Genomic DNA, 24910 nt, shown 5'->3' on the forward strand with positions numbered 1-24910 from the left:
AACATTATGAACCTTAAGAATACAACTGTTTTTATATTAATAATTGTACTAGTAGGAGTAGTAGCTTATGGCGCTATAAATGGTATGGACCTAGGAAAGATTAAGATTCAAACTGCAAGGGACCAAGTAGGGCTAGGGCTTGACTTAGCAGGAGGAGTCTATGTATTGTTAGAAGCTCAAACAGATGAAACAGGTGCAGAGCTAGATAAAAAAATGGAACAAGCAATGGCAATAATAAGACAGAGAGTAGATGGACTAGGCGTATCTGAGCCAAATTTAGTAAAAGAAGGTAACAAAAGAATAGGAATCGAGCTTGCAGGATTAAACGATACTCAGCAAGCTATTGATATGATTGGTAAAACAGCACAACTTCAGTTCATTGATGCAGAAGGGAATGTAGTGGTAACAGGAAAAAACGTAAAAAAGTCAGAAGTTTCATTTCAAAGAGGAAGCACTGGTGCTGAAGAACCTGTTGTTTCTTTAGAGTTTGATAAAGAGGGAGCAGATAGCTTTGCAGAAGCTACTTCAAGATTGGCGGAAAAGACTGCTGACCAGGATAAGATCATTTTTATAGTGCTAGACGATCAGATTATTTCAAGTCCTGTTGTGAGAGCTACTATAAGAGATGGAAGAGCAGTTATTGAAGGTGGTTTTGACATTCAAAGTGCAAGTGAACTTGCAACCTTAATTAGAGCAGGTGCATTACCAGTTGAGCTAAAAGAAGTTAGAACATCTATTATTGGACCTACACTTGGGCTTGAATCCTTAGATAGAAGTATACAGGCAGGCGCAATTGGTTTAGCTCTTATATTTTTATTTATGCTTATAGTCTATAGAATACCAGGATTAATAGCAGATATTAGTTTAACAATATATGTTCTAATAGTATTAGGTATAATGATAATCTTAGGGGTAAAATTAACTTTACCTGGCATTGCTGGGCTAATTCTTTCTATTGGAATGGCAGTAGATGCAAATGTAGTTATCTTCGAAAGAATTAAAGAAGAACTTAAAACAGGAAAGACTCTTAGAGCTTCAGTAGATAGTGGATTCAAAAGAGCGTTATCAAGTGTTTTAGATGCTAACATTACAACCCTTATTGCTGGTTTTGTTCTATTTTATTTTGGAGCAGGTCCAATTAAAGGTTTTGGAGTTACTCTGATTATTGGGATTGCTTCATCAATGATTACAGCAATTTTTATTACAAAATTCTTATTGAAAACCTTCATAGGAACAAATTTAGTAAAAAATACGAAGCTTTATGGTGCTTAAGGGGGGAAATGTTATGAACTTTATTAAAAGAAAAAATATATTTTTTATAATATCTGCATTAGTTATTATAATAGGCTTAGGCTTTGGACTTTCCACAGGCTTAAACTATGGCTTAGATTTTACAGGTGGAACTTTAATGCAAATCAGCTTAGGAAAGTCTGTTCCAGTTGAAGAAGTTAGGAGAATAACCGATACTTTTGACACAAAAGCAAGTATTATCCATGCTGGCACAAATAAAGATGAGGTAATAATTAAATCGACTTTAGATTTTGACAATAAAGAAAGAAATGAAATTTTTGCAATGTTTAAGGAAGAATACGGTCTTGAAAATGATGCCCTAATACAATCTCAGAAGTTTGGACCTGCTATAGGCAGTGAAATTCAAAGAAAGGCTTGGTTGTCAATAATTATTGCAACTTTAGGGATGCTAATATATATTACACTTAGATTTGAAGTTAAATTTGGCTTAGCCGCTATTATAGCTTTAATTCATGATGTATTAATTGTCATAGCTGTTTATGCACTTTTCAATATTCCTTTAGATAGTTCTTTTGTTGCAGCTATTCTAACAATAGTGGGTTATTCTATAAATGATACAATAGTTGTTTTTGATAGGATTCGTGAAAACTTGAAATTAATGAAAAAGAATAGCTATGAAGATGTTATTAATTCTAGCATAGTTCAAACAATAACTAGGACAATTAACACTTCATTTACTACATTGCTTGCAATAGTTACTCTTTATATATTAGGTGTAGATGCAATTAAAGATTTTGCTTTTCCTCTAATTGTTGGTATTGTTGCAGGAACTTATTCCTCAATATTTATTGCAAGCCCTGTTTGGTATATTCTAAAAACTAAGTTTAAAGAAAAAGACAAAGTAAATCCTCATAGAATGTAAAAACTGCCTAAAGGCAGTTTTTTTATATTATTGTTTTGCAAAGGATAATTCTTGTTAAAATTAATGTTATCATGGTAATATATATACATAAGAAATGAAAAGCAATAAAATATAAAGAAATATACTTAATTTCAGGAGGTATTAAAATGCAAGCTGGATTTATAATATCTTTATTTTTTGCCATTATAGTTGCAGTTTTCGCACTTAAAAATGGTGGAAGTGTTAATATTGACTTTATTTTTGCTAAAGTCCAAGTATCTCAAGCAATAGTAATTTTTGTTTCAGCAGCTCTGGGAGCTGTAATAGTAGCTTTTCTTGGACTAGTACGACAAGTAAAATTAACTATGAAACTAAAAGAACAAGGAAAGCTAATAAATTCTCTTAACAGCGATAAACAGTCTCTTGAAAATGAAATCCATATATTGAAAGAGGGTAAAACTATGGAAAGCTATGAGAATCTAAATGAAGCTAAAGAAATTATGAAAGAACAAGATGGAATTTCTAACACTGAAGGAGAAAATAACACTGAAGAGAATGTATAACATTTTGCTTATTGAACAGTATTTAAGTATAGGATATAATTGAAATGTATTTTCTTTTTAGTGGGTGAAGCAAATGATAAAATTCGAAAGTCTAGTCAAAATTGCTGAAAAGGATAATATTATTATAGATGAGTTAAGTAAAAAGCTTAATATCACTAGATTAACTTCAAAAGTAATGATAAACAGGGGAATAACAAGTATAGATTATGCTCAAGCCTTTTTAAATCCTGATATTAAAGATTTATTAGACCCTTTCCTATTAAGCGACATGAATGTAGCAGTAAAGAGGATTGTCGAGGCAATACATAATAACGAAAATATTTGGATATATGGAGATTATGATGTAGATGGAGTTACTAGTACATCAATACTTATTATTTACCTGAAAGCATTAACTAAAAATATATACTTTTACATTCCGGATCGCATGACTGAAGGGTATGGTCTTAATATTGAGGCCATGGATTATATAAAAAGCAAAGGTGGACAACTGGTAATCACCGTTGATTGCGGCATAAAATCTTTTGATGTAGCAGAACATTGTAAGGGCATTGGTTTAGATCTTATAATAACGGACCATCATACCTGTGAGTCAATATTACCAGACGCAATTGCTGTTGTTAATCCTAATAGATTAGATAGTCAGTATCCTTTTAATAAGTTAGCTGGAGTAGGGGTAGCTTTTAAGCTTGTACAGGCCTTAGCATCAGAATTAAATACAGGAATAGATTATGTAAATATAGTACCTATTGTTGCAATAGGTACTATTGCGGATGTAGTTTCTCTAACTGGAGAAAATAGAATTATTGTCAAAAACGGCCTTAGTATGATAAAGCAAACCCAAAATTTGGGTATCAAGGCTTTATTAGAAGTTACTGATCTCCTGAATAAGGAAGTTACAAGCGGACATATTGGATTCATTATAGGGCCTAGAATCAATGCTGCAGGTAGAATAGGAATGGCAAGGTATGGAGTAGAACTTTTTACTTCTAATACCTATGAAGAAGCCTTAGATTTGGCTAAAATCCTAGACAAGGAGAATGTCAAAAGACAAGAAATCGAAGCTAAGATTTTAGAGGAGGCTGAAAAGTTAATATATGAGGAATTAGACTTAGAAAAAGATAAAATACTTGTACTAGCTTCAGAAAATTGGCATAGTGGAGTTATAGGTATTGTGTCTTCTAGGCTAACAGAAAAATATCATAGACCAAGTATTCTACTTTCATTGGAAGATGATGAGGGGAGAGGCTCTGCAAGGAGTATTTCGAATTTTGATTTATATGAAAACTTAAGCAAATGTAAGGAATTATTTGTTGGATTTGGAGGGCATAAGCAAGCAGCAGGTCTTACGATAAAAAAGCAAAATATTCAAGAGTTTAGAAAAAGAATAAATGAAATTGCAGAGGAAGAATTGGAAGAAGTTGATTTTATACCTGAAACTGTAGTTGATTCTTTGATTGATATAGAAGATATTTCTATAGATACTGCTAATGAGCTAAAATCACTCGAGCCTTTTGGAATAGATAATCCTAGTCCAATTTTTCTATTCAATAGTGCTACTGTTAAATCAGTCAGATCCATTGGTAAAGACGAAAGACATTTAAAGCTTATTATTGAAAAAGAGGGCTATTCTGTAGATTGTGTTGGATTTAATTATGGTAGCTATGCTAATATTATTAAAATTGGCCAACAAATTGACTTAGTTGTAACGATTAGTATAAATGATTATTTAGGGCAGAAAAGTGTTCAGCTATTAATAAAAGATATTGTTACATCATATGAAGAGAAGCTCACTAGCTCTATTAATTATTTAGATTCCATACTGCCAATAATTAGACAATCATGTAATGAATCCACGGATTTCAATATAAGCAATGATATGTTACATTATATAAATGAAGAAGATAGAAAAAAATATGTAATAGAAGCTTTAAACAAGGAAAATAATATTTTAGTTATCATAAACAATATATTTAACTTAGCCGGGTTACTTAACATAATGCAGCATCAAGGCAGAGATTTTGTGAGAAACATAAATATATCTTATAATTTATCTAGAGGATACAAGCCATGTGATATAATTGTAGTTCCAGCATTAAGTCAAATAGATAAGGAGAAATATAAAAATGTAATTATATATGATTTGTGCTTTAACAGAGATTATTTTATAAATATTACAAAAACTTTTAAACAAGCTAAACTACAAGCTTTAATAGTGGAAGAAGATTTTAATAAAAATAAAAGCTTTATTAAAGACATAACACCTGAGATTAATGAGATTAGGTTAGTATATAAATCATTTATTTCTAGAAAAGAAAAAGTTCTTAGGATTAAAGAAGATAGTTACTTGTTTTCCTTAAGAAGTAGAGCTAATATACATATTAGTAGTTTTAGATTTAATGCTATTTTAAGAATATTAAAAGAAGCAAAATTAGTTGATTATATAATTAAAGATAGTTATATTTTTGTAAAAATGCTCAATTCGCCTAATGAAAAAATTAATATTACTAGCGTACCCATTTACGATGCTCTTTACAGGGCGGCTAATGAGGTAATTAGTTTTCAAAAAAACATAAAATCTTTAAATTAGAGGAGGAAGAAAAATGGATTTTAAAGGTAAAATCAGAAGTATTAAAGACTTTCCTAAAGAAGGCATCAATTTTAGAGATATTACAACAGTATTAAAAGATAAAGAAGCCTTTCGCGAATGTATTCTGCAAATGGCAGAACAATTAAGGAATAAAAACATAGATGTAATAGTAGGTCCTGAAGCACGTGGATTTTTAATAGGTGCGCCTCTTGCTTATGAGCTAGGAGTTGGCTTTGTACCTGTTAGGAAACCTGGGAAACTACCTTCAGATACTATTAGCTTTGAATATGAGTTAGAATATGGAACAGACAAACTTGAAATGCATAAAGATGCAATAACAAAAGGACAAAGAGTGGCTGTAATCGATGACCTACTTGCAACAGGTGGAACAGCACTATCTACATGTAAAATGATAGAGCAGTTAGGTGGCGTTGTGGTGTCAGTTGGTTTCTTTATTGAATTAGAAGACATCAATGGTAAAGGTGTTCTTCAAGATTATGATGTGTTTTCAATAGTTAAATTCCAATAGCACTTTCAAATACTTAAATAATATACAGCCCATATTTTGGGCTGTTTTTGTAAAAATAGTACAATTTATTTTTAGCCAAACTGTTTCAGTAAAGGTTTGAATCTGGTATACTATATTTATATAATTTTAGACACAACTAGACTTTAGTGAGAGGTTGAGAGAATTGTTAGAAAACTTAATTGCCAAGATCGAAGATTACAATCCTCATGGAGACTTAGATTTAATAATAAAAGCATATAATTTTGCTGAATCTGCACATGCTGGACAACTTAGAAACTCCGGTGAGAGATTTTTTGTCCATCCATTTAATGTTGCCATGATTCTGGCAGAGCTTAGCATGGATACCTCTACAATCGCTGCTGGGCTATTGCATGATGTCCTTGAAGATACTGACGTAACATATGAAGCATTGTCTAAGGAGTTTGGTGAGGAGGTCACTAATCTAGTTGATGGAGTAACTAAATTAAAAAAATTAAAATATAGAACGAAGCAAGAAAACCAAGCTGAAAACCTGAGAAAAATGGTAATTGCTATGTCAAAAGATATTAGAGTAATTATCATAAAATTAGCTGATAGGCTTCACAATATTAGAACTTTAGAATATATGTCGGATGCAAAAAAGAAGGAAAAAGCATTAGAAACTTTAGAAATATATGCTCCTATAGCTCATAGACTAGGTATTTCAACAATCAAATGGGAGTTAGAGGATCTTTCTCTAAGGTACATTGATCCAGAAGGATACTATGATTTAGTTGAAAAAGTATCAAAAAAACGAAGAGAAAGGGAAGCATATATCAAAAATGTAATTGAAATACTAAAAATTAAATTAGATGAAATGGAAATAGAAAGCGATATAAGTGGAAGACCTAAGAGCTTTTATAGCATATATAAAAAAATGGTTTATCAGAACAAATTATTTGAGCAGATTTTTGATTTAACAGCCATAAGAGTGATTGTAGACTCAGTAAAGGATTGCTATGGTGCTTTAGGTATTGTACATACTCTATGGAAACCAATACCAGGCAGGTTTAAGGACTATATTGCTATGCCTAAGCCAAACATGTACCAATCCTTGCATACAACAGTAATAGGTCCACAGGGAGAGCCTTTTGAAATACAAATTCGTACATGGGAGATGCATAGAACTGCTGAGTACGGTATTGCTGCACACTGGAAATATAAAGAAGGTATTACTAAAACTGATGGCTTTGAAAATAAGCTTACATGGCTAAGACAGCTTTTTGAGTGGCAAAAAGAATTAAAAGATTCAAAGGAATTTATGGAATCATTGAAAATAGATTTATTTACTGATGAAGTTTTTGTATTTACTCCTAAGGGTGATGTAATAAGCTTACCAGCAGGCTCTACCCCGCTTGATTTTGCATACAGAGTACACACTGGAGTAGGAAATAGCTGTGTAGGTGCAAAGGTAGATAGTAGAATAGTTCCTTTAGATTTTAAATTGAAAAATGGAAATATCATTGAAATATTAACTTCGTCCAATAGTAGTGGGCCAAGTAGAGACTGGTTAAAAATAGTAAGAAGCAGCCAAGCTAAAAGTAAAATAAGACAGTGGTTTAAAAAAGAGGGCAGAGAAGCAAATATTAATAAAGGTAAAGAGCTATTAGAAAAAGAAGCAAAAAGACAAGGGTACAAATTAACAGAACTATTGAAAGAGGATTGGCTAAGATCTATCGCCAAGAAGGTAAGCTTAAATAATATAGATGATTTATTTGCTGCAATTGGATATGGGAGCATAACTATAAACCAAGTACTAAGCAAGCTAAAAGAATACTATAAAGAATATTATAAACAGAAAATTGATGAAAAGGAATTAATTGCTAAACAAATATCTACACCTATTAGAAAAGATTACAAGCCAACTCAAGGTATATCTGTAAAAGGAGTAGATAATATTAAAGTAAGATTTTCAAAGTGTTGTAGTCCCGTACCTGGAGATGAAATTGTGGGATATATAACTAGAGGAAGAGGAGTGTCAGTTCATAGAAAGGATTGTCCAAATGCTCAAAGTTTAGAAATACAAGAGCGATTTATTGAAGTAGAATGGGATGATGATAAGAAAACCTCTTATCAAGCTGAAATACAAATAAAAGCCACAGATAGATCAGGATTATTAACAGAAATTACACAGTTGCTTACAAACATGCAATTAACAGTAACATCTCTTAATGCGAGGACTAATAAGGAAAAGACAGCGCTAATTAACATGATACTTGAGATTAAAGATATAGATCAATTAAAAGAACTAATGAGAAAAATAAAAAGACTCGAAGGAGTAATGGATGTATACAGGGTGATAACTTAGAAGGGAGATATACATGAGAGCAGTCGTACAAAGAGTTTCAACAGCCAATGTTAGAGTAAACGAAGAAATGGTAAGTATAATCAATAAAGGACTTCTAGTATTATTAGGTGTTGGGCACGATGATACAGACAAGGATATGGAGTATTTATGTGATAAGATAGTTAATCTTAGGATATTTGAAGATAAAAATGATAAGATGAATCTTTCCTTGTTAGATGTTAAGGGAGAGCTACTTGTAGTATCGCAATTTACACTATTTGGGGACCTGAAAAAAGGGAAAAGACCAAATTTTATGAATGCAGCACCAGCTCAAATAGCTAATGAAATGTATTTAAAATTTGTAGAAAAATGCAGAACCTATGATATAAATGTTAAAACCGGTGTCTTTGGAGAGCATATGGATGTATCCTTAATAAATGATGGGCCCGTAACCATAATAATTGATAGCAAGAAAGATTTTTAGGAGGTTGTTAATCAATGATTGTTGAAAGATTACCATTAGGAGTATATGGGGCAAATTGTTATATAATAATATGCGAAGATACTAAAGAAGCTATGATTGTAGATTTAGGTGGCGAACCAGAAGAGATAATTAAAAAATCTAAAAGGGAAGGCTTTAAAATTAACTGTATTGTTTTAACTCATGGTCATGGAGACCACATAGCAGGAGTACCGGGTTTTTTAAAAGAAATTAAGTGCCCAGTTTATGCTCATGAAAAAGAAGAAGAAATGTTAAACGATCCTAAGCTAAACCTTTCTTCTACAATGTATATGGATAAGATAAGTATAAAGCTAGATAGGCTTTTAAAAGATGGTGATGTAATAAAAGTAGGTAATTTAAATATAAAGGTAATTCATACTCCTGGACATACAATAGGTGGAATATGCTTAAAGGTAGATAATTATATACTTACAGGAGATACATTGTTTCAAGGTTCAATAGGCAGAACTGACCTTTATGGGGGCTCATATGATACTATTATTGATTCAATTAATGATAAAATATTGATATATGACGATGAGACCATTATTTTGCCAGGACATGGACCTGCTACTACAATAAATGCAGAGAAAAGAACTAACCCTTTTGTAAGAAAATAAAACATAAGAATACTCTCAAAGATAAGAGAAACAATAATAACAAATAACTTTGGGAGGTTTCATATGAAAACATTTAAATATAGTAACAAAGATGTTGATTTATTAAGGGATATAAATTCTCTAGATATAATTAGATTAAAGGAAATAGGACTAAGTGACGAGGAGTTAGCTAATGAGTTAAGAATTCCCAAAGCTCATTTGTCTAATTTATGCAGTGAATATGATGTAGAAACACAAGGGGAATGAAAATGATTTATGTTTATTTAGAAGGTCATGATTATAGATATGAAGTAAGTGAGTTAATTAAAGTATTTTACTTTAATACAGAAATAAAATTTATTGAGAACAAGGCTTTGATTGACAATCAAAGCCTTTTGATAGTTAGCCTATTATCTGATACCTTGGATAAGACCTCAGTTGTAACCAGGGTCCTTCAATATGGTGAAACTATTACTAATAATGTCATAGATGATATAAGCAAAATAGATATTAAAGATAATGATAATATTAAAATATATAAAATTGCTATTAAGCAGTCAATTTATAATGCATTATCTAAGATTAATACTATAAAGGTTCCCTGGGGTATTCTTACTGGCATTAGGCCTACAAAAATAGTCCATGAATTGTTAGACAAAAATATTAAAAGCAATCACATAATAAATATTTTAACAAATGAATACAAGCTAAGTGAAGAAAAAGCAAGCCTTATACTTCATATTGCTACAGTAGAAAGAAATGTTGTAGATTTCAATGAATATAACAGATTTAGCTTATATGTTAATATTCCATTTTGTCCTACAAAATGTTTATATTGTTCATTTTTATCAAATCCAATAAGTAAGTACAGTAACTTAATAGATATATATACTGATAGGCTCATATATGAAATAAATGAAACAAGTAAGCTTCTAAAAAATAGTATGATTGATACAGTATATATTGGGGGAGGAACACCAACCTCCTTGCCTATACAAAATCTTCAAAGAATAATTAATAAAATTCAAGATATTTTTGGAGAAAATAATATTAGAGAATTTACGGTGGAAGCAGGCAGACCAGATACTATCAATAAAGAAATGCTTATAATGCTTAGAGAAAATAATATAAGACGAATAAGCATAAATCCCCAAACCATGTGGGATAAGACATTATCTCTAATAGGGAGAAAACATACATCAAAGGAAATTATAGACGCCTTTAAATTAGCTAAAAAGATTGGATTTAATACTGTTAACATGGATATTATAGTTGGTTTACCCGAAGAAGGGCCTAAAGAGGTAGAAGCAACTATGAAGGAAATAATAAAATTAAATCCAGAAAACCTTACAGTTCATACTATGGCAATAAAGAGAAGCTCAAGATTAAAAGAAAATTTACAGGAGTATTCACTAGCGGCACAGAGTACTATTGAAGAAATGTTGTATATTACTAGAGACTATGCAGATAAAATGGGAATGTATCCTTATTATATGTATAGGCAAAAACAAATATTAGGAAATTTTGAGAATATAGGGTATTCTAAGGCTGGTAAAGAATGCATATATAATATTTTAATAATGGAAGAAAAACAAACAATTATTGCAGTAGGGGCAGGAGGAGTATCTAAGTTTTATTTTCCAAAGGAAAATAGAATAGAGAGAGTACCAAATTTAAAAGATTTAAGAGAATATTTATCTAGAACTGAAGAAATGATACGGAGAAAAGAAAAGTATATAAAAGCATTGACATAAATATTTACTTAAATTATAATAATAAACAATATATAAATACTGTGAATGGAAAGAGTAGTTAAATCAATTAGTTATAGAGAGTCGATGCTGGTGGAAATCGATACTAATATTTAATGAAGACATCCTGGAGTAGATAGGCTGAAATTTTAGTAGGCTTATTCGCAAACCAGCGTTAACGGTTTTAAAGTGGAATATGTTCACATATTCAACAAGGGTGGTACCGCGGGAAATAACACCTCTCGTCCCTGTCAAAATGTTTGGCTAGGACAGAGGTGTTTTTATTTATATAAATTTAATATCTTTAAGGAGGGATAGTATGTTAACAAGAGCACCAAAAGGCACAAAGGATGTGTTAGCAACAGAATCGTATAAATGGCAATATCTAGAAAAAAAATTCAGACAAGTATGTGAGGAATTTGGATACAAAGAAGTAAGAACACCAGTGTTTGAGCATACAGAACTTTTTGAAAGAGGAGTAGGAGAGACTACTGATGTAGTGCAAAAAGAAATGTACACCTTTGAAGACAAAGCTGGTAGAAGTATAACATTAAAACCTGAAGGAACAGCGCCCGTAGTTAGATCACTGATTGAGCATAAGCTATATTCTGGTCCCATGCCTCTTAAATACTTCTATATTACCCCATGTTATCGTTATGAAAAACCGCAAGCTGGTAGACTCAGAGAGTTTCATCAGTTTGGAATAGAGGTTTTTGGGGGCAATCATCCTGCCATAGATGTAGAAGTAATTAATCTAGTATACAATTTTTATAAAGCTCTCGGTGTAGAGGGTATTGAACTTAATATAAACAGTATTGGTTGCCCAAAATGCAAACCAGAATATAATACAAAATTAAGAGAGTTTTTGAAAGACAAACTAGATAGTCTATGTGGAACTTGTCAATCTAGATATGACAAAAATCCAATGAGAATACTAGATTGTAAAAATGAAAAATGTCAGATTGAAATAAAGGATGCTCCTTTAATGATTGATTATTTGTGTGATGAATGTAATGAACATTTTGCAAAAGTAAAGGAATATCTAGATATAGCAGAGATTGAATATAGGGTAGATCCAAAGATTGTTAGAGGCTTAGATTATTATACTAAAACAGCATTTGAATTTATATCTAATGAAATTGGTTCACAAAGCACGGTTTGTGGAGGGGGCAGGTATGATGGGCTTGTAGAAGAGCTTGGAGGACCATCTATACCAGCTGTAGGTTTTGGTATGGGTATAGAAAGACTTTTATTGACCCTAGAAAATAATGGGATAGAAATACCTAAAGAAGAAGGATTAGACATATTCATTGTTACAATAGGCGAAAAGGCTGATAAAGAAGCCTATAAATTGTTAAATAATCTAAGAAAAAGTGGTATATCAGCTGATAAGGATTATTTAGGTAGAAGCATAAAGGCTCAATTCAAATATTCTGATAAGCTAGAGGCAGAGTACACTATAGTAATTGGAGATGATGAAGTAGATAAGGGAGTAGTGTCACTTAAAAACATGAAGACCGGAGCCCAAGAAGAAGTGACTTTAATGAGTTTAATAGATGAATTAAAATCTAAATTAGGGAGGCAATAGAATGGGAGAGGCAATGGGCAAACTAAGAAGAACACATATGTGTGGTAGCCTTAGAATAGATAATGAAGGACAAGAAGTAACTTTGATGGGTTGGGTTCAAAGAAGAAGAAATCTAGGTTCACTAATATTCGTTGATTTAAGAGACACCTCAGGGATAGCACAGGTAGTATTTGACAGCAATGTGTCAGAAGATACCTTTAATAAAGCTGAAAAAATAAGAAGTGAATATGTATTAGCCCTTAGAGGTAAAGTTTATAAAAGACAATCAATAAACAAAGAGCTTCCAACTGGCGAGGTAGAGGTATTTGTTGAAGAGCTTAAAATTTTAGATGAATCAGAAACACCACCTATATATATAAAGGATAATGATGATGTAGCAGAAGCTATGCGTTTAAAATATAGATATTTGGATTTAAGAAAACCCTCAATGCAAAGCAATTTAAAAATAAGACATAAAACAGCTAAAATTATTAGAGAATTTTTAGATGAAAATTATTTTGTGGAAGTTGAGACACCAATGCTAACCAAACCTACTCCAGAGGGGGCAAGAGATTATGTAGTACCTAGCAGGGTTAACCCAGGAAAGTTTTATGCATTGCCTCAGTCGCCACAATTATTTAAACAGCTTTTAATGGTATCAGGCATGGATAGATACTATCAAATAGTAAAATGCTTTAGAGACGAGGATTTAAGGGCTAATAGACAGCCAGAATTCACTCAAGTAGATATTGAAATGTCTTTTGTAGACATAGAAGATGTTTTAGCTATGAATGAAAAACTTATATATAAAATATTTGAAGAAATAAAAGGAGTTGAAATATCTCTACCAATTGCCAGAATGACTTATGATGAAGCTATGAATAGATTTGGTTCAGATAAACCAGATTTAAGATTTGGATTTGAGATTAAACCACTATCAGATATAGTTAAGGATAGCCAATTTAAGGTATTCAGTGATACTATAAAAAATGGCGGGGATGTTAGAGCTATAAATATAAATGGATATGGTGATGAGTTTACAAGAAAGAATATATCACAGCTTGAGGATTTTGTTAAAACTTACGGTGCTAAAGGATTAGCCTGGATTAAGCTAACTAATGAGGGAGTAACATCGCCAATAGCTAAGTTTTTATCAGAAGAAGAGTTAAATAATATAATATCTAAGATGGAAGCTAAAGAAGGAGATTTAATTTTAATGGTTGCAGATAAGCCATCTGTAGTTTTTGCATCTCTGGGTAGCTTGAGAGTAGAAGTAGCAAAAAGGTTAAATCTTATCAATAATAATGAATATAAGCTAGTTTGGATAACAGAGTTTCCTCTATTCGAATTTGATGAGGAAGAAAACAGATATGTTGCAAAGCACCATCCTTTTACTCATCCAGTAGATGAAGATATAGAGCTATTAGAAACCTCACCAGAAAAGGTAAGAGCAAAAGCTTATGATATAGTTATTAATGGTGATGAAATCGGTGGTGGTAGCATTAGAATAAACAATTCCCAGCTACAGGAGAGAATGTTTAAAGCATTAGGCTTTTCTATGGAAGAAGCTTGGGATAAGTTTGGATTTTTATTAGAAGCATTTAAATATGGAGCACCACCACATGGTGGAATAGCTTATGGCTTTGACAGATTAATAATGCTTCTAACAGGTAGCGACAATATTAGAGATGTTATAGCATTCCCTAAAACTCAGAGTGCAACCTGCCTATTAACAAATGCACCAACTATTTTAGGGGAAGAACAGCTTAAAGAAATACATGTAAGCACTATATCCAATGAGTAAGAGAATTATTATATAAAGTATAATTAAATAAAGATACACTCTTTAAGCTCAATATTTTAGTTTCTATTAAAATATTGAGTTTTTGATATAAATCTATAGATTGATGGATAGATTAAACTATGCTATGATTTATTTGTTGAATAATTAATATGATATAAATTGATTTTAAGGAGCTGTAATATATGCTGCATGCTTTTTCAAGGACAGAAATGTTAATTGGATCGGAGGGTTTACAAAAACTCAAAGAAAGCAAGATTGCTGTTTTTGGCATTGGAGGAGTAGGAACTTTTGCTGTAGAAGCACTTGCTAGAAGCGGAGTGGGTTCTTTAGTTCTAGTTGACCATGACCATATATGCCTAACTAACATAAATAGACAAATCCATGCTAACAGAAATACAATTGGTAAGCCTAAAGTAGAGGCTATGAAGGAACGTATATTAGATATTAATTCAGATGTAAATGTTATAGCATTTAAGGAATTATATAATATGGATAGGGCAGAGAGACTACTTAAAGAAGATTACTCTTACGTAATAGATGCTATAGATATGGTTTCATCAAAGTTAGATTTAATCCAGAGGTGTAAAAGCAAAAATATCCCAATAATTAGTGCTATGGGCGCTGGAAACAAATTAAATCCTACTATGCTTGAAGTATCAGATATTTATAAGACAAGTGTATGTCCTTTAGCTAAGGTAATGAGAAAAGAGTTAAGAAACAGGGGTGTCAAAAGTCTAAAGGTGGTTTATTCAAGGGAAACTCCTATAGTACCTTTAAATCTTGAAGAAGATTGTAGCGATATTGACTGTATATGCCCAAACAAAGGAGGAGCTTCTACAGTACGTAGACAAACACCTGGTAGTGTTTCCTTTGTTCCATCAGTTGCTGGTATAATTATTGCGTCTGAGGTTATTAAGGACATATTGGGTATTAATAATATACACCGTTAATTAGTTGGAGGTTAAGAAATGGAACAGATAGGATTTGTTATTAATACTAAAAATGATATGGCAAGAGTAGTTGTGAATAGGGTTTCTGCCTGTGGTGGCAGCTGTTCTTCTTGCGGCTCAAGCTGCAATACTAATGGAGTAGAATTAGAAATAAAAAATACTCTTGGTGCAAAGCCAGGAGACTATGTAGAGCTTAGGGCGAGTGCAAGCCAAATCTTAAAAACAGCATTTATTGTATATCTTTTCCCATTATTGGCCATGATAGCAGGTATTGCAGGAGGAATAACTGTTTTTAAATCTAAAGGTTATGAAAATTATGAAACATATGGTTTTGTTGTAGGCCTAGTTTTTTTAGGATTATCATATGTAGTCTTAAAAATAATTGATGCTAAGGTTAGGAAAAATAACAAAGAGATTATTGAAATGATTAGTATAATTACTAAATAACAATAAGTTTATTATATTTTGCTTATGGAGGGCGGGAGGATGAAGGTAATTAATGAAAATGATAACATTATAAAAAGACTCAGAAGAATTGAAGGACAGATTAAAGGAATTCAAAGAATGATAAGTGAAGAGAAATATTGTGGAGATATTCTGATTCAAGTTGCAGCTGCTAGAGCTGCTCTAAACAAAGTTGGAGGATTAATTCTTGAAAGCCATATGAAGGATTGCTTGAAGAACTACATTGAAAGTAATGGGGAAGACGAAGCATTAGACAGTCTTATAGACACTATGCTAAAATATACTAAGTAGCTAATGATGGCTTAAGATATTATAATTTAATAATGAGCTGAAATAATAGAAACATAAAGTAACTACTTGCTTATGCAGTGACTCAAGAAAAGCTTCTTAAACTTTAATAGGACTAATAGAAGCTTTTCTTTATTATGTGGTTTATAGTAATGCAAAATATAAAATTAATATCATCTAATAAATTATATAAGGTTAAGATTAGCCTATTTCTGTTTAACTATAGCTCTCATTACAGAGGAAGGTATTATAACACCTATTGCAATTGAAAGAGCAATGAAAATGGCTTCGCTCCCTAGATTAGCTGCATTTGTAAAATCTTTTTCAATAATTGCCAACATAGTATAATACATTCCTGCACCTGGTACTAAGGGAACAATACCTGGTATTATGAAAATTGTAGCTGGCTTTCTAAAGCGTTTAGCCATGAACTCACCTAATAAACCTACGGACACAGCAGCCAAAAACGTACCTGCAATTGGAGAGGAAAAGGTACTTTTAGATACAAGATATACTGTCCAACCTATTGCACCACTTAAACTAGAAATAAATACAGCGTCTTTTGGTATATTAAAAAATACTGCAAAGCCAACCGTAGATAAAAGTGCATAAATGAATTGTTTAAGAAAAAACATATTTATATTCCTCCATGATACAATACTAGAATTAGACCTACTCCAAAGGCAATAGATAATGCAACTATTATAGCTTCAATTCCACGAGACATACCTGCTAAAAAATCACCAAGCATAGAATCTCTAGTAGCATTAGTTATAGCTAAACCAGGTACTAGAGGCATTATTGTTCCAATTATTATCCTATCCATATTATTTCCAAGACCTATTTTAACAGTTAAAATAGCAAAAATTGTAGCAATAGCAGCGGCAACAAAATTGTTAATAAAATATATCATATTGATTTTACTAAGCATTTTACTTGTAGTTACAACAATTATGCTAATTAAGAAAGCACTGACAAAATCCTTAAATGTACCACCAAATAGAAGTGAAAAAAAACCACCAGCAATTCCACCAAAAATAATATTAATTATACTAGAGTAAGCCTTTACTTCATCTATTTTTTTCAAACATTCAAAACCTTCATCTACAGACATATGAGAGTTGACAAAATTTCTAGAAAACTCATTAACTAAAGTTATTTTATTTAAATCAGTTGTTTTAGACTTTGTCCTTTGGATATAAGTCATGATATCATCTTCACATCCAATTGCCATAAGTATTCCTGTAGGTATGACAAAAGGCTCTGCATAAGTAACATAATCTCTAGATTTACATATTCTTGTAATAGTATCTTCTACACGATATGTTTCAGCCCCATTTTCAAGCATTATTTTTCCAGCTAGAATAGCCATACTTAATAATTTATTAGCTTCCTTTTTTCTGCTCAAATTATCACCAGCCTTTATAATATATATTTATGTTTTTATTATATCAAACTAAATTATAGAAAAATATTAATAATAAAGCAAATAGTATATATTTTGATTTTTGACCTAATTTATTAAAAACTAATAATAAATGTTTATAATATCTTTTATTAATGGTATATTATATATGAAAATATTAAATATTCAATACGTTAAACACTAACTACATAAAAAGAAAGGAGACAAATGATTATGGATTTTAGCAATCTTAGAGATTATGACCTGGAAATTATGAAAGTTATTGAACAAGAAACAGAAAGACAAAGGAGTAAAATAGAACTTATTGCATCAGAAAATTTCGTGACTAAAGCAGTAATGGAAGCCATGGGTAGTCAATTAACAAATAAATATGCTGAGGGCTATCCCGGCAAGAGATATTATGGAGGGTGTGAGTATGTTGATATAGCTGAAGACCTTGCTAGGGACAGGCTGAAGAAACTCTTTGGTGCTGAACATGCTAATGTTCAACCTCACTCTGGAGCCAATGCAAATTTAGGAGTATACTTTGCAGTTTTAAAACCGGGAGATAAGGTTCTAGGCATGAATCTTTCCCATGGAGGTCATTTGACTCATGGAAGTCCAGTAAATATTTCTGGTACATATTACAACTTTATTGCCTATGGAGTAAATAAAGAAACTGAAACTATAGATTATGATGAGGTAAGAGAAATTGCATTAAGAGAAAAGCCTAAGCTAATAGTTGCAGGAGCTAGTGCATATCCTAGAATAATTGACTTTGCTAAGTTTAGAGAAATATCTGATGAAGTAGGAGCATATTTGATGGTTGATATGGCTCATATAGCAGGTCTAGTCGCTGCTGGCCTGCATCCAAACCCAGTTCCTTATGCAGACTTTGTGACTACCACAACTCATAAAACTCTTAGAGGTCCTAGAGGTGGAGCTATTCTATGTAAAGAAAAATATGCAAGAGATATTGATAAAGCAATATTCCCAGGTATTCAAGGTGGTCCATTAATGCATGTTATTGCAGCTAAAGCAGTTAGCTTTAAGGAGGCTTTAGAAGATGACTTTAAAGATTATCAAAAACAAGTATTGAAAAATGCCAAGGCATTAGCCGATAATCTTATTGAAAAAGGCTTTAGATTAGTATCTGGAGGAACGGATAATCACTTATTGCTTGTAGACGTTAGAAATAAAGGCTTGACTGGGAAAAAGGCAGAGGCATTATTAGACCATATTGGAATAACTACTAATAAAAACACTATTCCATTTGAAACAGAAAGTCCTTTTATAACTAGTGGTCTTAGAATTGGAACTCCAGCAGTAACTACAAGAGGTATGAAAGAAGAGGATATGAAAGAGATAGCAGAAATAATTAAACTAACCCTGGAAGAGAAGACAGATGCTGAAACATTAGCTGGCTTAGTTAAATCTTTATGTGATAGATTCCCACTATATTAAAAATTAGAAATATAATAGATAAAAAAGGTATGAATAAGATTATAAGTCTTATAATACCTTTTTCTTTTTTATTCAACTAGAATATAAGGGCTATTTAAGGGAATTATAAATAATACTAAAAGAATGTGAATATGAGTAGGTGACTAATTGTTTAAATATGATTATATTCTAATACCATCTATTGTTATTGGCTTTGTATCTAGAGCATCAATGCTAAGAGTAGATTATAGACAATATCCTAGCTACCCTCAAGGTGTCTTTTCACACCTTACACTAGGCATTATAGCTTCTGCTTTAGGTTCTGTTGCATTACCTGCAATTGTAGAAAGTGAGTTTGGAGCGGTGACCTTTTTGGCGCTTGCTGCTCAACAATTTAGAGATGTAAGGAATCTTGAAAGACAGAGCTTAGATAACATTGAACCAACTGAACTTGTTCAAAGAGGAACAGCATATATAGAAGATATAGCAAAGGCCTTTGAAGCTAGGAATTATGTTACAATGCTTGTATCCTTGATTGCAAGTATAGCAATCTACACATTTAATAAAATTGGATTAATTAAAATATATTCTATAATAATTGGTGGATGTACAGGAGCTATTGCCTTTTATCTACTTAATAAAGCAATATCTAGACAAACCATAGAAGAAATTGCAGAAGTAAAACCAGCTAATATATCATTCAATGGAGCTCTGTTGTTAGTAAATGATATAGTAATAATGAATATAGGCTTTGAAGCGTCAAGGGAGATATACTTAAAAAATGGTATTGCAGTCCAGATTACTCCCCATAATGAAAATGGAGTTACAACTCTTTCTAATATAGGACAAAGACAGGCTATAGTACATAATGCTGCAGTTCTTTTAGGGTTAAGAAAGGATGTTGATGAGCCTGATTTTACTCCAATAGCAAGAAGAGATCCTCATACAGGTAATGTGGTCATGGTGATAGTTGCTCTTGAACCAGATGTAGAATGCCTTGTAGAGGCAGTAAAAAATACCATAGTCTTAGAAAGCTCTAAACGAAAGCCACTACAATCTTATGTTGGGAGAAAAGCTGCTGATTAAAAGGGGTGAACTGTATGGACATAGGTATAAAAGATACTATAATAGCCATAATAACTACAGATGAAAAAGCAGTTTCAGGGGGAAGTGTATCTACATTTTATGTAGGGGATATTGAAGAACAAAAGAGAATAGCTTTATTCATATCAAAAATAACTACCGGGATGATACATGATTTAGAAAATGGATGTTATGTAATAGTTAGACATTGAAAAAATAAGGTATAATGATTTCCTCATTATACCTTATTTTTTCAAATTGAATATATTATTACTTAATTTATTTTAAGCACAAATTATTTGATTATGCTATAATGATTTAAGTATATATACAATGGTAGGATAATCATGATATAATATTAATACCAAGTACTAAAAGCAGATATCATTCCAAATACAAATAGGGAATTTAAAATTTTAGATAGAAGGAGATAGTATGGAATCAAATAATTATGAAGTAGATATCTATTATGATGGGAAAAATATAATAGATAATGTAAATAAAAATAGCATAGCAGAAGAACTTGGCATTGAATCAGGAGATATACTTGTATCTATAAACGATAATAAAGTAACTGATATTATAGATTATAAATATTTAATTACTGAAGATTTTGTTACTATGAATATATTTAAAAAGAATGGAGAACTGTGGGAGCTAGAAATAGAAAAAGACTATGATGAAGACATAGGGATTACTTTTACTAATCCCCTTATTGATAAGGCGAAAAATTGTAGAAATAAATGTATTTTTTGCTTTATTGATCAGCTTCCTAAAGGGATGAGAGAAACATTATATTTTAAGGATGATGACTCCAGACTATCATTTTTGCAAGGAAATTTCATTACATTAACAAATCTAAATGATGAAGAAATAGATAGAATTATTCGGTACAGACTGAGTCCAATAAATATATCTGTACATACTACTGATCCAGAGCTAAGGGCAAAAATGCTAAATAATAAAAATGCAGGGAAGGCTTATGAAATTTTAAAGAGGTTTAGTGATGCAGGGATTGATATGAACTGCCAAATAGTTCTTATCCCAGGTATAAATGATGGAGATAATCTAGAACGAACTCTAAGGGACTTGTCAGCCCTACATCCTAATGTTTCAAGTGTAGCAGTAGTTCCAGTAGGATTAACGAAATATAGAAAAGATTTAATTAAATTAAGTACATATAGTGTTGAAACTGCTAATGAACTTTTAGAATTTATTAATAAAAGACAGAAGGAGTATTTAGATAGTATTGATACAAGATTTGTTTTTGCTTCTGATGAATTCTATGTTGTTGGGAAAAGAGAAGTTCCAAGCTATGAGGAGTACGAAGGATTCCCACAGTATGAAAATGGAGTAGGGCTAATTAGATCCTTTCATCAAGAAATACAAGAAGCCTTAATGGATGTTAGTAAAGGTTTTGAACTAAATAGAAGCTATGTTATAGCAACAGGAACTCTTGCTTCTGACTTTGTTAAAGAGGTTGCAAGCATGATTATGATGAAAATAAAGGGGCTTAGCTTAAGGGTAATTCCTATAAAAAATGATTTCTTTGGAGAAACCATTACTGTATCAGGACTGGTAACAGGTAGAGATCTAATAAAACAGCTAGATAAGTATGAAATGGGAGATGGTTTAATTCTACCTAGTTCTATGCTTAAAAGAGATGAAAAAGTTTTTTTAGATGACACCACCGTAGAGGATATTGAAAAAAGCTTAAATACAAAAGTTATTATATCAGATGTTGATGGTACTAAGCTTATTAACATTTTAATAAATGAGAAGAGGTGAAGATATGTCTAGACCAATTGTTGCAATAGTTGGAAGACCAAACGTGGGTAAGTCCACACTTTTTAATAAAATTGCAGGTAGAAGAATATCGATTGTTGAAGACAAACCTGGAGTAACAAGGGATAGAATATATGCAGAGGGTGAATGGCTAAATAAGTACTTTACAATGATAGACACTGGTGGAATTGAGCCAGCTAGCGATGATATCATTATGTCTCAAATGAGAAGACAGGCTGAAATAGCCATAGAAACGGGAGATGTTATTCTTTTTGTTGTAGATGGATTAGAAGGCATAACCTCTACTGACAAAGAAGTAGCCAATATGCTTAGAAAGGCTAATAAAGAAATTTTGTTAGTTGTAAATAAGATAGATACTCCAAAAACACCAGATACTATATATGAATTCTATGAATTAGGCTTAGGCTCTCCAATTGTAATTTCTGCAGGACAAGGATTAGGATTAGGTGATTTGTTAGATGAAGTTGTAAAGCACTTTCCAGAAGATAAAGATGTAGAATATAATGAGGATGTTATTAAGGTTGCGGTTATTGGAAAGCCGAATGTAGGCAAATCATCTCTAATAAATAAAATTCTAGGTGAAGAAAGAGTTATAGTAAGTGATATCCCTGGAACTACAAGAGATGCAATAGATACATATTTTACTCATGGTGAAGACGAATATGTTTTTATTGATACTGCAGGGATGAGAAAAAGAAAGAGAATAAATGAAAATATAGAAAGATACAGTGTAGTAAGGTCACTTACAGCCATAGAAAGAGCAGATGTATGCATAGTAGTTATAGATGCTACAGAAGGAATTTCTGAGCAAGATACTAAGATAGCAGGATACGCACATGACAATGGTAAGGCTGCAATAATAGCTGTCAATAAGTGGGATTTAGTTGAGAAAGAAACTAATACTTATTTAAAATTTGAAGAAGACATGAGAAGAACTTTATCTTTTATGAGCTATGCGCCTATTATGTTTATTTCAGCTGAAACAGGTCGACGAGTTAATAAATTATTGGATTTAATTAAGGTAGTTTCCAATAATCATTCCATGAGAATACCTACAGGCACATTAAATGATATTATTGGTGAAGCGGTACTAATGAATCAACCACCTTCTGATAAAGGGAAAAGATTAAAAATATATTATGGTACACAAGTAGGTATTAAACCTCCTAAGTTTGTCATATTTATTAATGATAAAGAATTAATGCATTTTTCATATGCTAGATACCTTGAAAATCAGATTAGACAATCTTTTGGATTTGAAGGGACACCTATACAATTTGAGTTCCGTGAAAAAGGAGAAAAGGAGGATTAGTCTTGATTAACACCATAATTATAGCAATTATCAGCTATTTATTAGGAAACTTTGCTACATCTTATATATTGGGAAAAATATTTAAGAAAACTGATATTAGAATGCATGGAAGCGGAAATGCAGGGGCAACTAATGCTTTAAGAGTATTTGGAATAAAGCTGGCTGCAGCAACATTTTTATTTGATGCACTAAAAGGAGTACTAGCAGTAATTATTGGAAGAATGATTCTAGGAGATATAGGAGGATATATAGGAGGAGTTTTTGTGGTTGTAGGTCATAATTGGCCTATAGTACTAAGGTTTAAAGGCGGAAAAGGAGTAGCTTCTACTATAGGAGTGGCATTAACTATTAATTACAAGATAGCATTAATATGCATTGTAATAGGAATAATAATAGTTATTATGACTAAATATGTATCCTTAGGCTCTATTACAGCTATGACACTTTTACCAATACTATCTCTTATATTGATAAGACCTTTTGATATTAATTTTATTATTTTTACTATTATTCTATCTCTAATGGCTGTCTTTAGACACAGAAGTAATATTAAAAGACTAATTAGTGGAAACGAATCGAAGCTAGGGCAAAAAGCACATTAACAAGGAGTGAACTAAAGTTGAAAAATATTTGTATACTTGGTGGAGGAAGCTGGGGAACAGCTCTTGCTATAGTTCTTGCAAAGAAAGGCTTTAATATAGATTTATGGGTAAGAGATAATAATCAATGTGAAGAAATAAATACAGCAAGAGAAAATTTAAAATATTTACAAGGTGTACTATTACCAAACAATATTAATGCTACAAATGACATTATAAAGGCAGTTAAGGATAAAAAAGTAATAGTTTCGGCAGTTCCAACTCATGGGGTTAGAGAGGTTTTAAGGTCTATAAAGAATCATTTAAATCAAGAGGCTATTATAGTTAATGTAGCTAAGGGAATAGAGGTTGACACACTGCTGAGAATTTCTGAAATAGTAAAAGAAGAAATACCAGAAATAGAATATGCTATTTTATCAGGACCCTCTCATGCTGAAGAGGTTGCTAGAGACATACCAACTACATTGGTAGCGGCTTCTGCTAAAAAACACATTGCAGAATATATTCAGGATATATTTATGACTCCTAAGTTTAGAGTATATACTAATCCAGATGTAATAGGTGTAGAACTTGGGGGAGCATTGAAAAATATTATCGCCCTAGGAGCAGGAATTTCAGATGGGCTTGGATATGGTGATAATACAAAGGCTGCATTAATGAATAGAGGATTTGTAGAGATAGCGAGAATTGGTGAGGCAATGGGTGCTAACAAAATGACTTTTGCAGGATTATCAGGAATTGGAGATTTAATTGTAACCTGCACAAGTATGCACAGTAGAAACAGAAGAGCTGGTATTTTAATAGGACAAGGATATACTCTAGAAGAGGCAACCAAATCAATAGGTATGGTAGTTGAAGGAATTAAGACAACTAAAGCTGCATATCAGCTTTCTGGAAAATATGATGTGACTATGCCTATAACAGAAGAAATATACAAAGTTCTTTATGAGGATGCAAATGTGAAAAATTCTGTAGTTAACTTAATGCTTAGAGATAAAACTCATGAAATTGAAGATATTGTAAATGAAGACCAATTTCTTTGGTAAAGACATACAACGTGTATGTCTTTTTTTTATACCCATGTCATAATATTAAAGACTAAAATCATATATATACTAATAAAGGGATTAGATTTATGCATAAAGTGGACTATATTTTAATCTTATAGGTAGCCTAGGCTTTATGCTTAAGCACTAT

At 31.7% G+C, this 24910-nt stretch carries 24 protein-coding genes and 1 other annotated feature; of the genes, 22 read left to right on the plus strand and 2 right to left on the minus strand.

Annotated elements, in window-relative coordinates; genetic code table 11:
* The first annotated feature begins 6 nt into the window (after nucleotides 1–6).
* From secD to BLV37_RS09985, 15 genes are all read left to right on the plus strand, one after another.
* On the plus strand, nucleotides 7–1272 hold the full coding sequence (gene secD, locus BLV37_RS09915; RefSeq protein ID WP_091730756.1) for a protein translocase subunit SecD: 1266 nt from the start codon (nucleotides 7–9) through the stop codon (nucleotides 1270–1272).
* Between the two features lie 13 nt (nucleotides 1273–1285).
* Complete coding sequence (gene secF / locus BLV37_RS09920) at nucleotides 1286–2173, plus strand: protein translocase subunit SecF (protein ID WP_091730759.1); 888 nt, start codon at nucleotides 1286–1288, stop codon at nucleotides 2171–2173.
* Nucleotides 2174–2319: 146 nt separating this feature from the next.
* Nucleotides 2320–2715: a LapA family protein gene (locus BLV37_RS09925; protein WP_091730761.1), complete on the plus strand. Its 396-nt coding sequence runs from the start codon at nucleotides 2320–2322 to the stop codon at nucleotides 2713–2715.
* Nucleotides 2716–2788: 73 nt separating this feature from the next.
* Nucleotides 2789–5305 (plus strand): single-stranded-DNA-specific exonuclease RecJ, encoded by a 2517-nt coding sequence (gene recJ, locus BLV37_RS09930; RefSeq protein WP_091730764.1) that lies wholly within the window; start codon nucleotides 2789–2791, stop codon nucleotides 5303–5305.
* 13 nt (nucleotides 5306–5318) lie between these two features.
* Nucleotides 5319–5834, plus strand: coding sequence for an adenine phosphoribosyltransferase (locus tag BLV37_RS09935; RefSeq protein ID WP_091730783.1), 516 nt, complete (start codon nucleotides 5319–5321; stop codon nucleotides 5832–5834).
* Nucleotides 5835–5997: 163 nt separating this feature from the next.
* Nucleotides 5998–8160: a RelA/SpoT family protein gene (locus BLV37_RS09940; protein ID WP_091730786.1), complete on the plus strand. Its 2163-nt coding sequence runs from the start codon at nucleotides 5998–6000 to the stop codon at nucleotides 8158–8160.
* Nucleotides 8161–8173: 13 nt separating this feature from the next.
* Entirely contained in the window at nucleotides 8174–8623 is a 450-nt protein-coding gene (gene dtd, locus BLV37_RS09945; RefSeq protein WP_091730789.1) for a D-aminoacyl-tRNA deacylase, read from the plus strand.
* Nucleotides 8624–8637: 14 nt separating this feature from the next.
* Nucleotides 8638–9261 carry an MBL fold metallo-hydrolase gene (locus BLV37_RS09950; protein WP_091730791.1) on the plus strand — a complete coding sequence of 208 codons (624 nt, stop codon included), beginning with the start codon at nucleotides 8638–8640 and terminating at the stop codon, nucleotides 9259–9261.
* Nucleotides 9262–9324: 63 nt separating this feature from the next.
* Nucleotides 9325–9507: a hypothetical protein gene (locus BLV37_RS09955; protein WP_091730795.1), complete on the plus strand. Its 183-nt coding sequence runs from the start codon at nucleotides 9325–9327 to the stop codon at nucleotides 9505–9507.
* Between the two features lie 2 nt (nucleotides 9508–9509).
* Nucleotides 9510–10994, plus strand: coding sequence for a coproporphyrinogen dehydrogenase HemZ (gene hemZ, locus BLV37_RS09960; protein ID WP_091730798.1), 1485 nt, complete (start codon nucleotides 9510–9512; stop codon nucleotides 10992–10994).
* A 32-nt stretch (nucleotides 10995–11026) separates the two neighbouring features.
* Nucleotides 11027–11244: a binding site (T-box leader), on the plus strand.
* Between the two features lie 66 nt (nucleotides 11245–11310).
* Nucleotides 11311–12579 (plus strand): histidine--tRNA ligase, encoded by a 1269-nt coding sequence (gene hisS, locus BLV37_RS09965; RefSeq protein WP_091730801.1) that lies wholly within the window; start codon nucleotides 11311–11313, stop codon nucleotides 12577–12579.
* A gap of 1 nt (nucleotide 12580) precedes the next feature.
* Nucleotides 12581–14362: an aspartate--tRNA ligase gene (aspS, locus tag BLV37_RS09970; protein WP_091730803.1), complete on the plus strand. Its 1782-nt coding sequence runs from the start codon at nucleotides 12581–12583 to the stop codon at nucleotides 14360–14362.
* A gap of 182 nt (nucleotides 14363–14544) precedes the next feature.
* A complete protein-coding gene (locus BLV37_RS09975) occupies nucleotides 14545–15312 on the plus strand; it encodes a tRNA threonylcarbamoyladenosine dehydratase (protein WP_091730805.1) in 768 nt (255 codons plus the stop codon).
* 18 nt (nucleotides 15313–15330) lie between these two features.
* On the plus strand, nucleotides 15331–15759 hold the full coding sequence (locus BLV37_RS09980; protein WP_091730807.1) for a SoxR reducing system RseC family protein: 429 nt from the start codon (nucleotides 15331–15333) through the stop codon (nucleotides 15757–15759).
* A 39-nt stretch (nucleotides 15760–15798) separates the two neighbouring features.
* A complete protein-coding gene (locus tag BLV37_RS09985) occupies nucleotides 15799–16068 on the plus strand; it encodes a metal-sensitive transcriptional regulator (protein ID WP_091730810.1) in 270 nt (89 codons plus the stop codon).
* Between the two features lie 203 nt (nucleotides 16069–16271).
* On the opposite strand, the gene BLV37_RS09990 is transcribed toward BLV37_RS09985, so the two are convergent.
* Both BLV37_RS09990 and BLV37_RS09995 read right to left on the minus strand, forming a co-directional pair.
* Complete coding sequence (locus tag BLV37_RS09990) at nucleotides 16272–16700, minus strand: threonine/serine exporter family protein (RefSeq protein ID WP_091730812.1); 429 nt, start codon at nucleotides 16698–16700, stop codon at nucleotides 16272–16274.
* Nucleotides 16701–16702: 2 nt separating this feature from the next.
* Nucleotides 16703–17473, minus strand: a complete 771-nt coding sequence (locus BLV37_RS09995) for a threonine/serine exporter family protein (RefSeq protein ID WP_091730815.1) — start codon at nucleotides 17471–17473, stop codon at nucleotides 16703–16705.
* 231 nt (nucleotides 17474–17704) lie between these two features.
* Here BLV37_RS09995 and glyA point away from each other — a divergent pair, with 231 nt between their 5' ends.
* From glyA to BLV37_RS10030, 7 genes are all read left to right on the plus strand, one after another.
* Nucleotides 17705–18934, plus strand: a complete 1230-nt coding sequence (gene glyA, locus BLV37_RS10000; protein ID WP_091730818.1) for a serine hydroxymethyltransferase — start codon at nucleotides 17705–17707, stop codon at nucleotides 18932–18934.
* 147 nt (nucleotides 18935–19081) lie between these two features.
* Nucleotides 19082–19999 carry a YIEGIA family protein gene (locus BLV37_RS10005; RefSeq protein ID WP_091730821.1) on the plus strand — a complete coding sequence of 306 codons (918 nt, stop codon included), beginning with the start codon at nucleotides 19082–19084 and terminating at the stop codon, nucleotides 19997–19999.
* 14 nt (nucleotides 20000–20013) lie between these two features.
* Nucleotides 20014–20208 carry a capping complex subunit for YIEGIA gene (locus tag BLV37_RS10010; RefSeq protein ID WP_091730823.1) on the plus strand — a complete coding sequence of 65 codons (195 nt, stop codon included), beginning with the start codon at nucleotides 20014–20016 and terminating at the stop codon, nucleotides 20206–20208.
* Between the two features lie 223 nt (nucleotides 20209–20431).
* A complete protein-coding gene (locus BLV37_RS10015) occupies nucleotides 20432–21784 on the plus strand; it encodes a DUF512 domain-containing protein (protein ID WP_091730824.1) in 1353 nt (450 codons plus the stop codon).
* A gap of 4 nt (nucleotides 21785–21788) precedes the next feature.
* Entirely contained in the window at nucleotides 21789–23114 is a 1326-nt protein-coding gene (gene der / locus BLV37_RS10020; protein ID WP_091730827.1) for a ribosome biogenesis GTPase Der, read from the plus strand.
* 2 nt (nucleotides 23115–23116) lie between these two features.
* Nucleotides 23117–23716 (plus strand): glycerol-3-phosphate 1-O-acyltransferase PlsY, encoded by a 600-nt coding sequence (plsY, locus tag BLV37_RS10025; protein ID WP_091730830.1) that lies wholly within the window; start codon nucleotides 23117–23119, stop codon nucleotides 23714–23716.
* A 17-nt stretch (nucleotides 23717–23733) separates the two neighbouring features.
* The gene (locus tag BLV37_RS10030) at nucleotides 23734–24759 is read left to right on the plus strand and encodes an NAD(P)H-dependent glycerol-3-phosphate dehydrogenase (protein WP_091730832.1); all 1026 of its coding nucleotides are present in this window, start codon (nucleotides 23734–23736) and stop codon (nucleotides 24757–24759) included.
* Nucleotides 24760–24910 lie beyond the last annotated feature (151 nt).

This window comes from Proteiniborus ethanoligenes (genome assembly GCF_900107485.1).
GTDB classification, from domain to species: domain Bacteria; phylum Bacillota; class Clostridia; order Tissierellales; family Proteiniboraceae; genus Proteiniborus; species Proteiniborus ethanoligenes.

Excerpts from the sequence above, each read along its gene's own strand:
- aspS (WP_091730803.1), top strand. The coding sequence starts at position 12,581 with ATGGGAGAGGCAATGGGCAAACTAAGAAGAACACATATGTGTGGTAGC.
- BLV37_RS10010 (WP_091730823.1), top strand. The coding sequence starts at position 20,014 with ATGGACATAGGTATAAAAGATACTATAATAGCCATAATAACTACAGAT.
- recJ (WP_091730764.1), top strand. The coding sequence starts at position 2,789 with ATGATAAAATTCGAAAGTCTAGTCAAAATTGCTGAAAAGGATAATATT.
- BLV37_RS09975 (WP_091730805.1), top strand. The coding sequence starts at position 14,545 with ATGCTGCATGCTTTTTCAAGGACAGAAATGTTAATTGGATCGGAGGGT.
- BLV37_RS09925 (WP_091730761.1), top strand. The coding sequence starts at position 2,320 with ATGCAAGCTGGATTTATAATATCTTTATTTTTTGCCATTATAGTTGCA.
- BLV37_RS09935 (WP_091730783.1), top strand. The coding sequence starts at position 5,319 with ATGGATTTTAAAGGTAAAATCAGAAGTATTAAAGACTTTCCTAAAGAA.
- hisS (WP_091730801.1), top strand. The coding sequence starts at position 11,311 with ATGTTAACAAGAGCACCAAAAGGCACAAAGGATGTGTTAGCAACAGAA.
- BLV37_RS10015 (WP_091730824.1), top strand. The coding sequence starts at position 20,432 with ATGGAATCAAATAATTATGAAGTAGATATCTATTATGATGGGAAAAAT.
- BLV37_RS09980 (WP_091730807.1), top strand. The coding sequence starts at position 15,331 with ATGGAACAGATAGGATTTGTTATTAATACTAAAAATGATATGGCAAGA.
- secF (WP_091730759.1), top strand. The coding sequence starts at position 1,286 with ATGAACTTTATTAAAAGAAAAAATATATTTTTTATAATATCTGCATTA.
- BLV37_RS09950 (WP_091730791.1), top strand. The coding sequence starts at position 8,638 with ATGATTGTTGAAAGATTACCATTAGGAGTATATGGGGCAAATTGTTAT.
- der (WP_091730827.1), top strand. The coding sequence starts at position 21,789 with ATGTCTAGACCAATTGTTGCAATAGTTGGAAGACCAAACGTGGGTAAG.
- glyA (WP_091730818.1), top strand. The coding sequence starts at position 17,705 with ATGGATTTTAGCAATCTTAGAGATTATGACCTGGAAATTATGAAAGTT.
- BLV37_RS09955 (WP_091730795.1), top strand. The coding sequence starts at position 9,325 with ATGAAAACATTTAAATATAGTAACAAAGATGTTGATTTATTAAGGGAT.
- dtd (WP_091730789.1), top strand. The coding sequence starts at position 8,174 with ATGAGAGCAGTCGTACAAAGAGTTTCAACAGCCAATGTTAGAGTAAAC.
- BLV37_RS09990 (WP_091730812.1), bottom strand. The coding sequence starts at position 16,700 with ATGTTTTTTCTTAAACAATTCATTTATGCACTTTTATCTACGGTTGGC.
- secD (WP_091730756.1), top strand. The coding sequence starts at position 7 with ATGAACCTTAAGAATACAACTGTTTTTATATTAATAATTGTACTAGTA.
- hemZ (WP_091730798.1), top strand. The coding sequence starts at position 9,510 with ATGATTTATGTTTATTTAGAAGGTCATGATTATAGATATGAAGTAAGT.
- BLV37_RS09985 (WP_091730810.1), top strand. The coding sequence starts at position 15,799 with ATGAAGGTAATTAATGAAAATGATAACATTATAAAAAGACTCAGAAGA.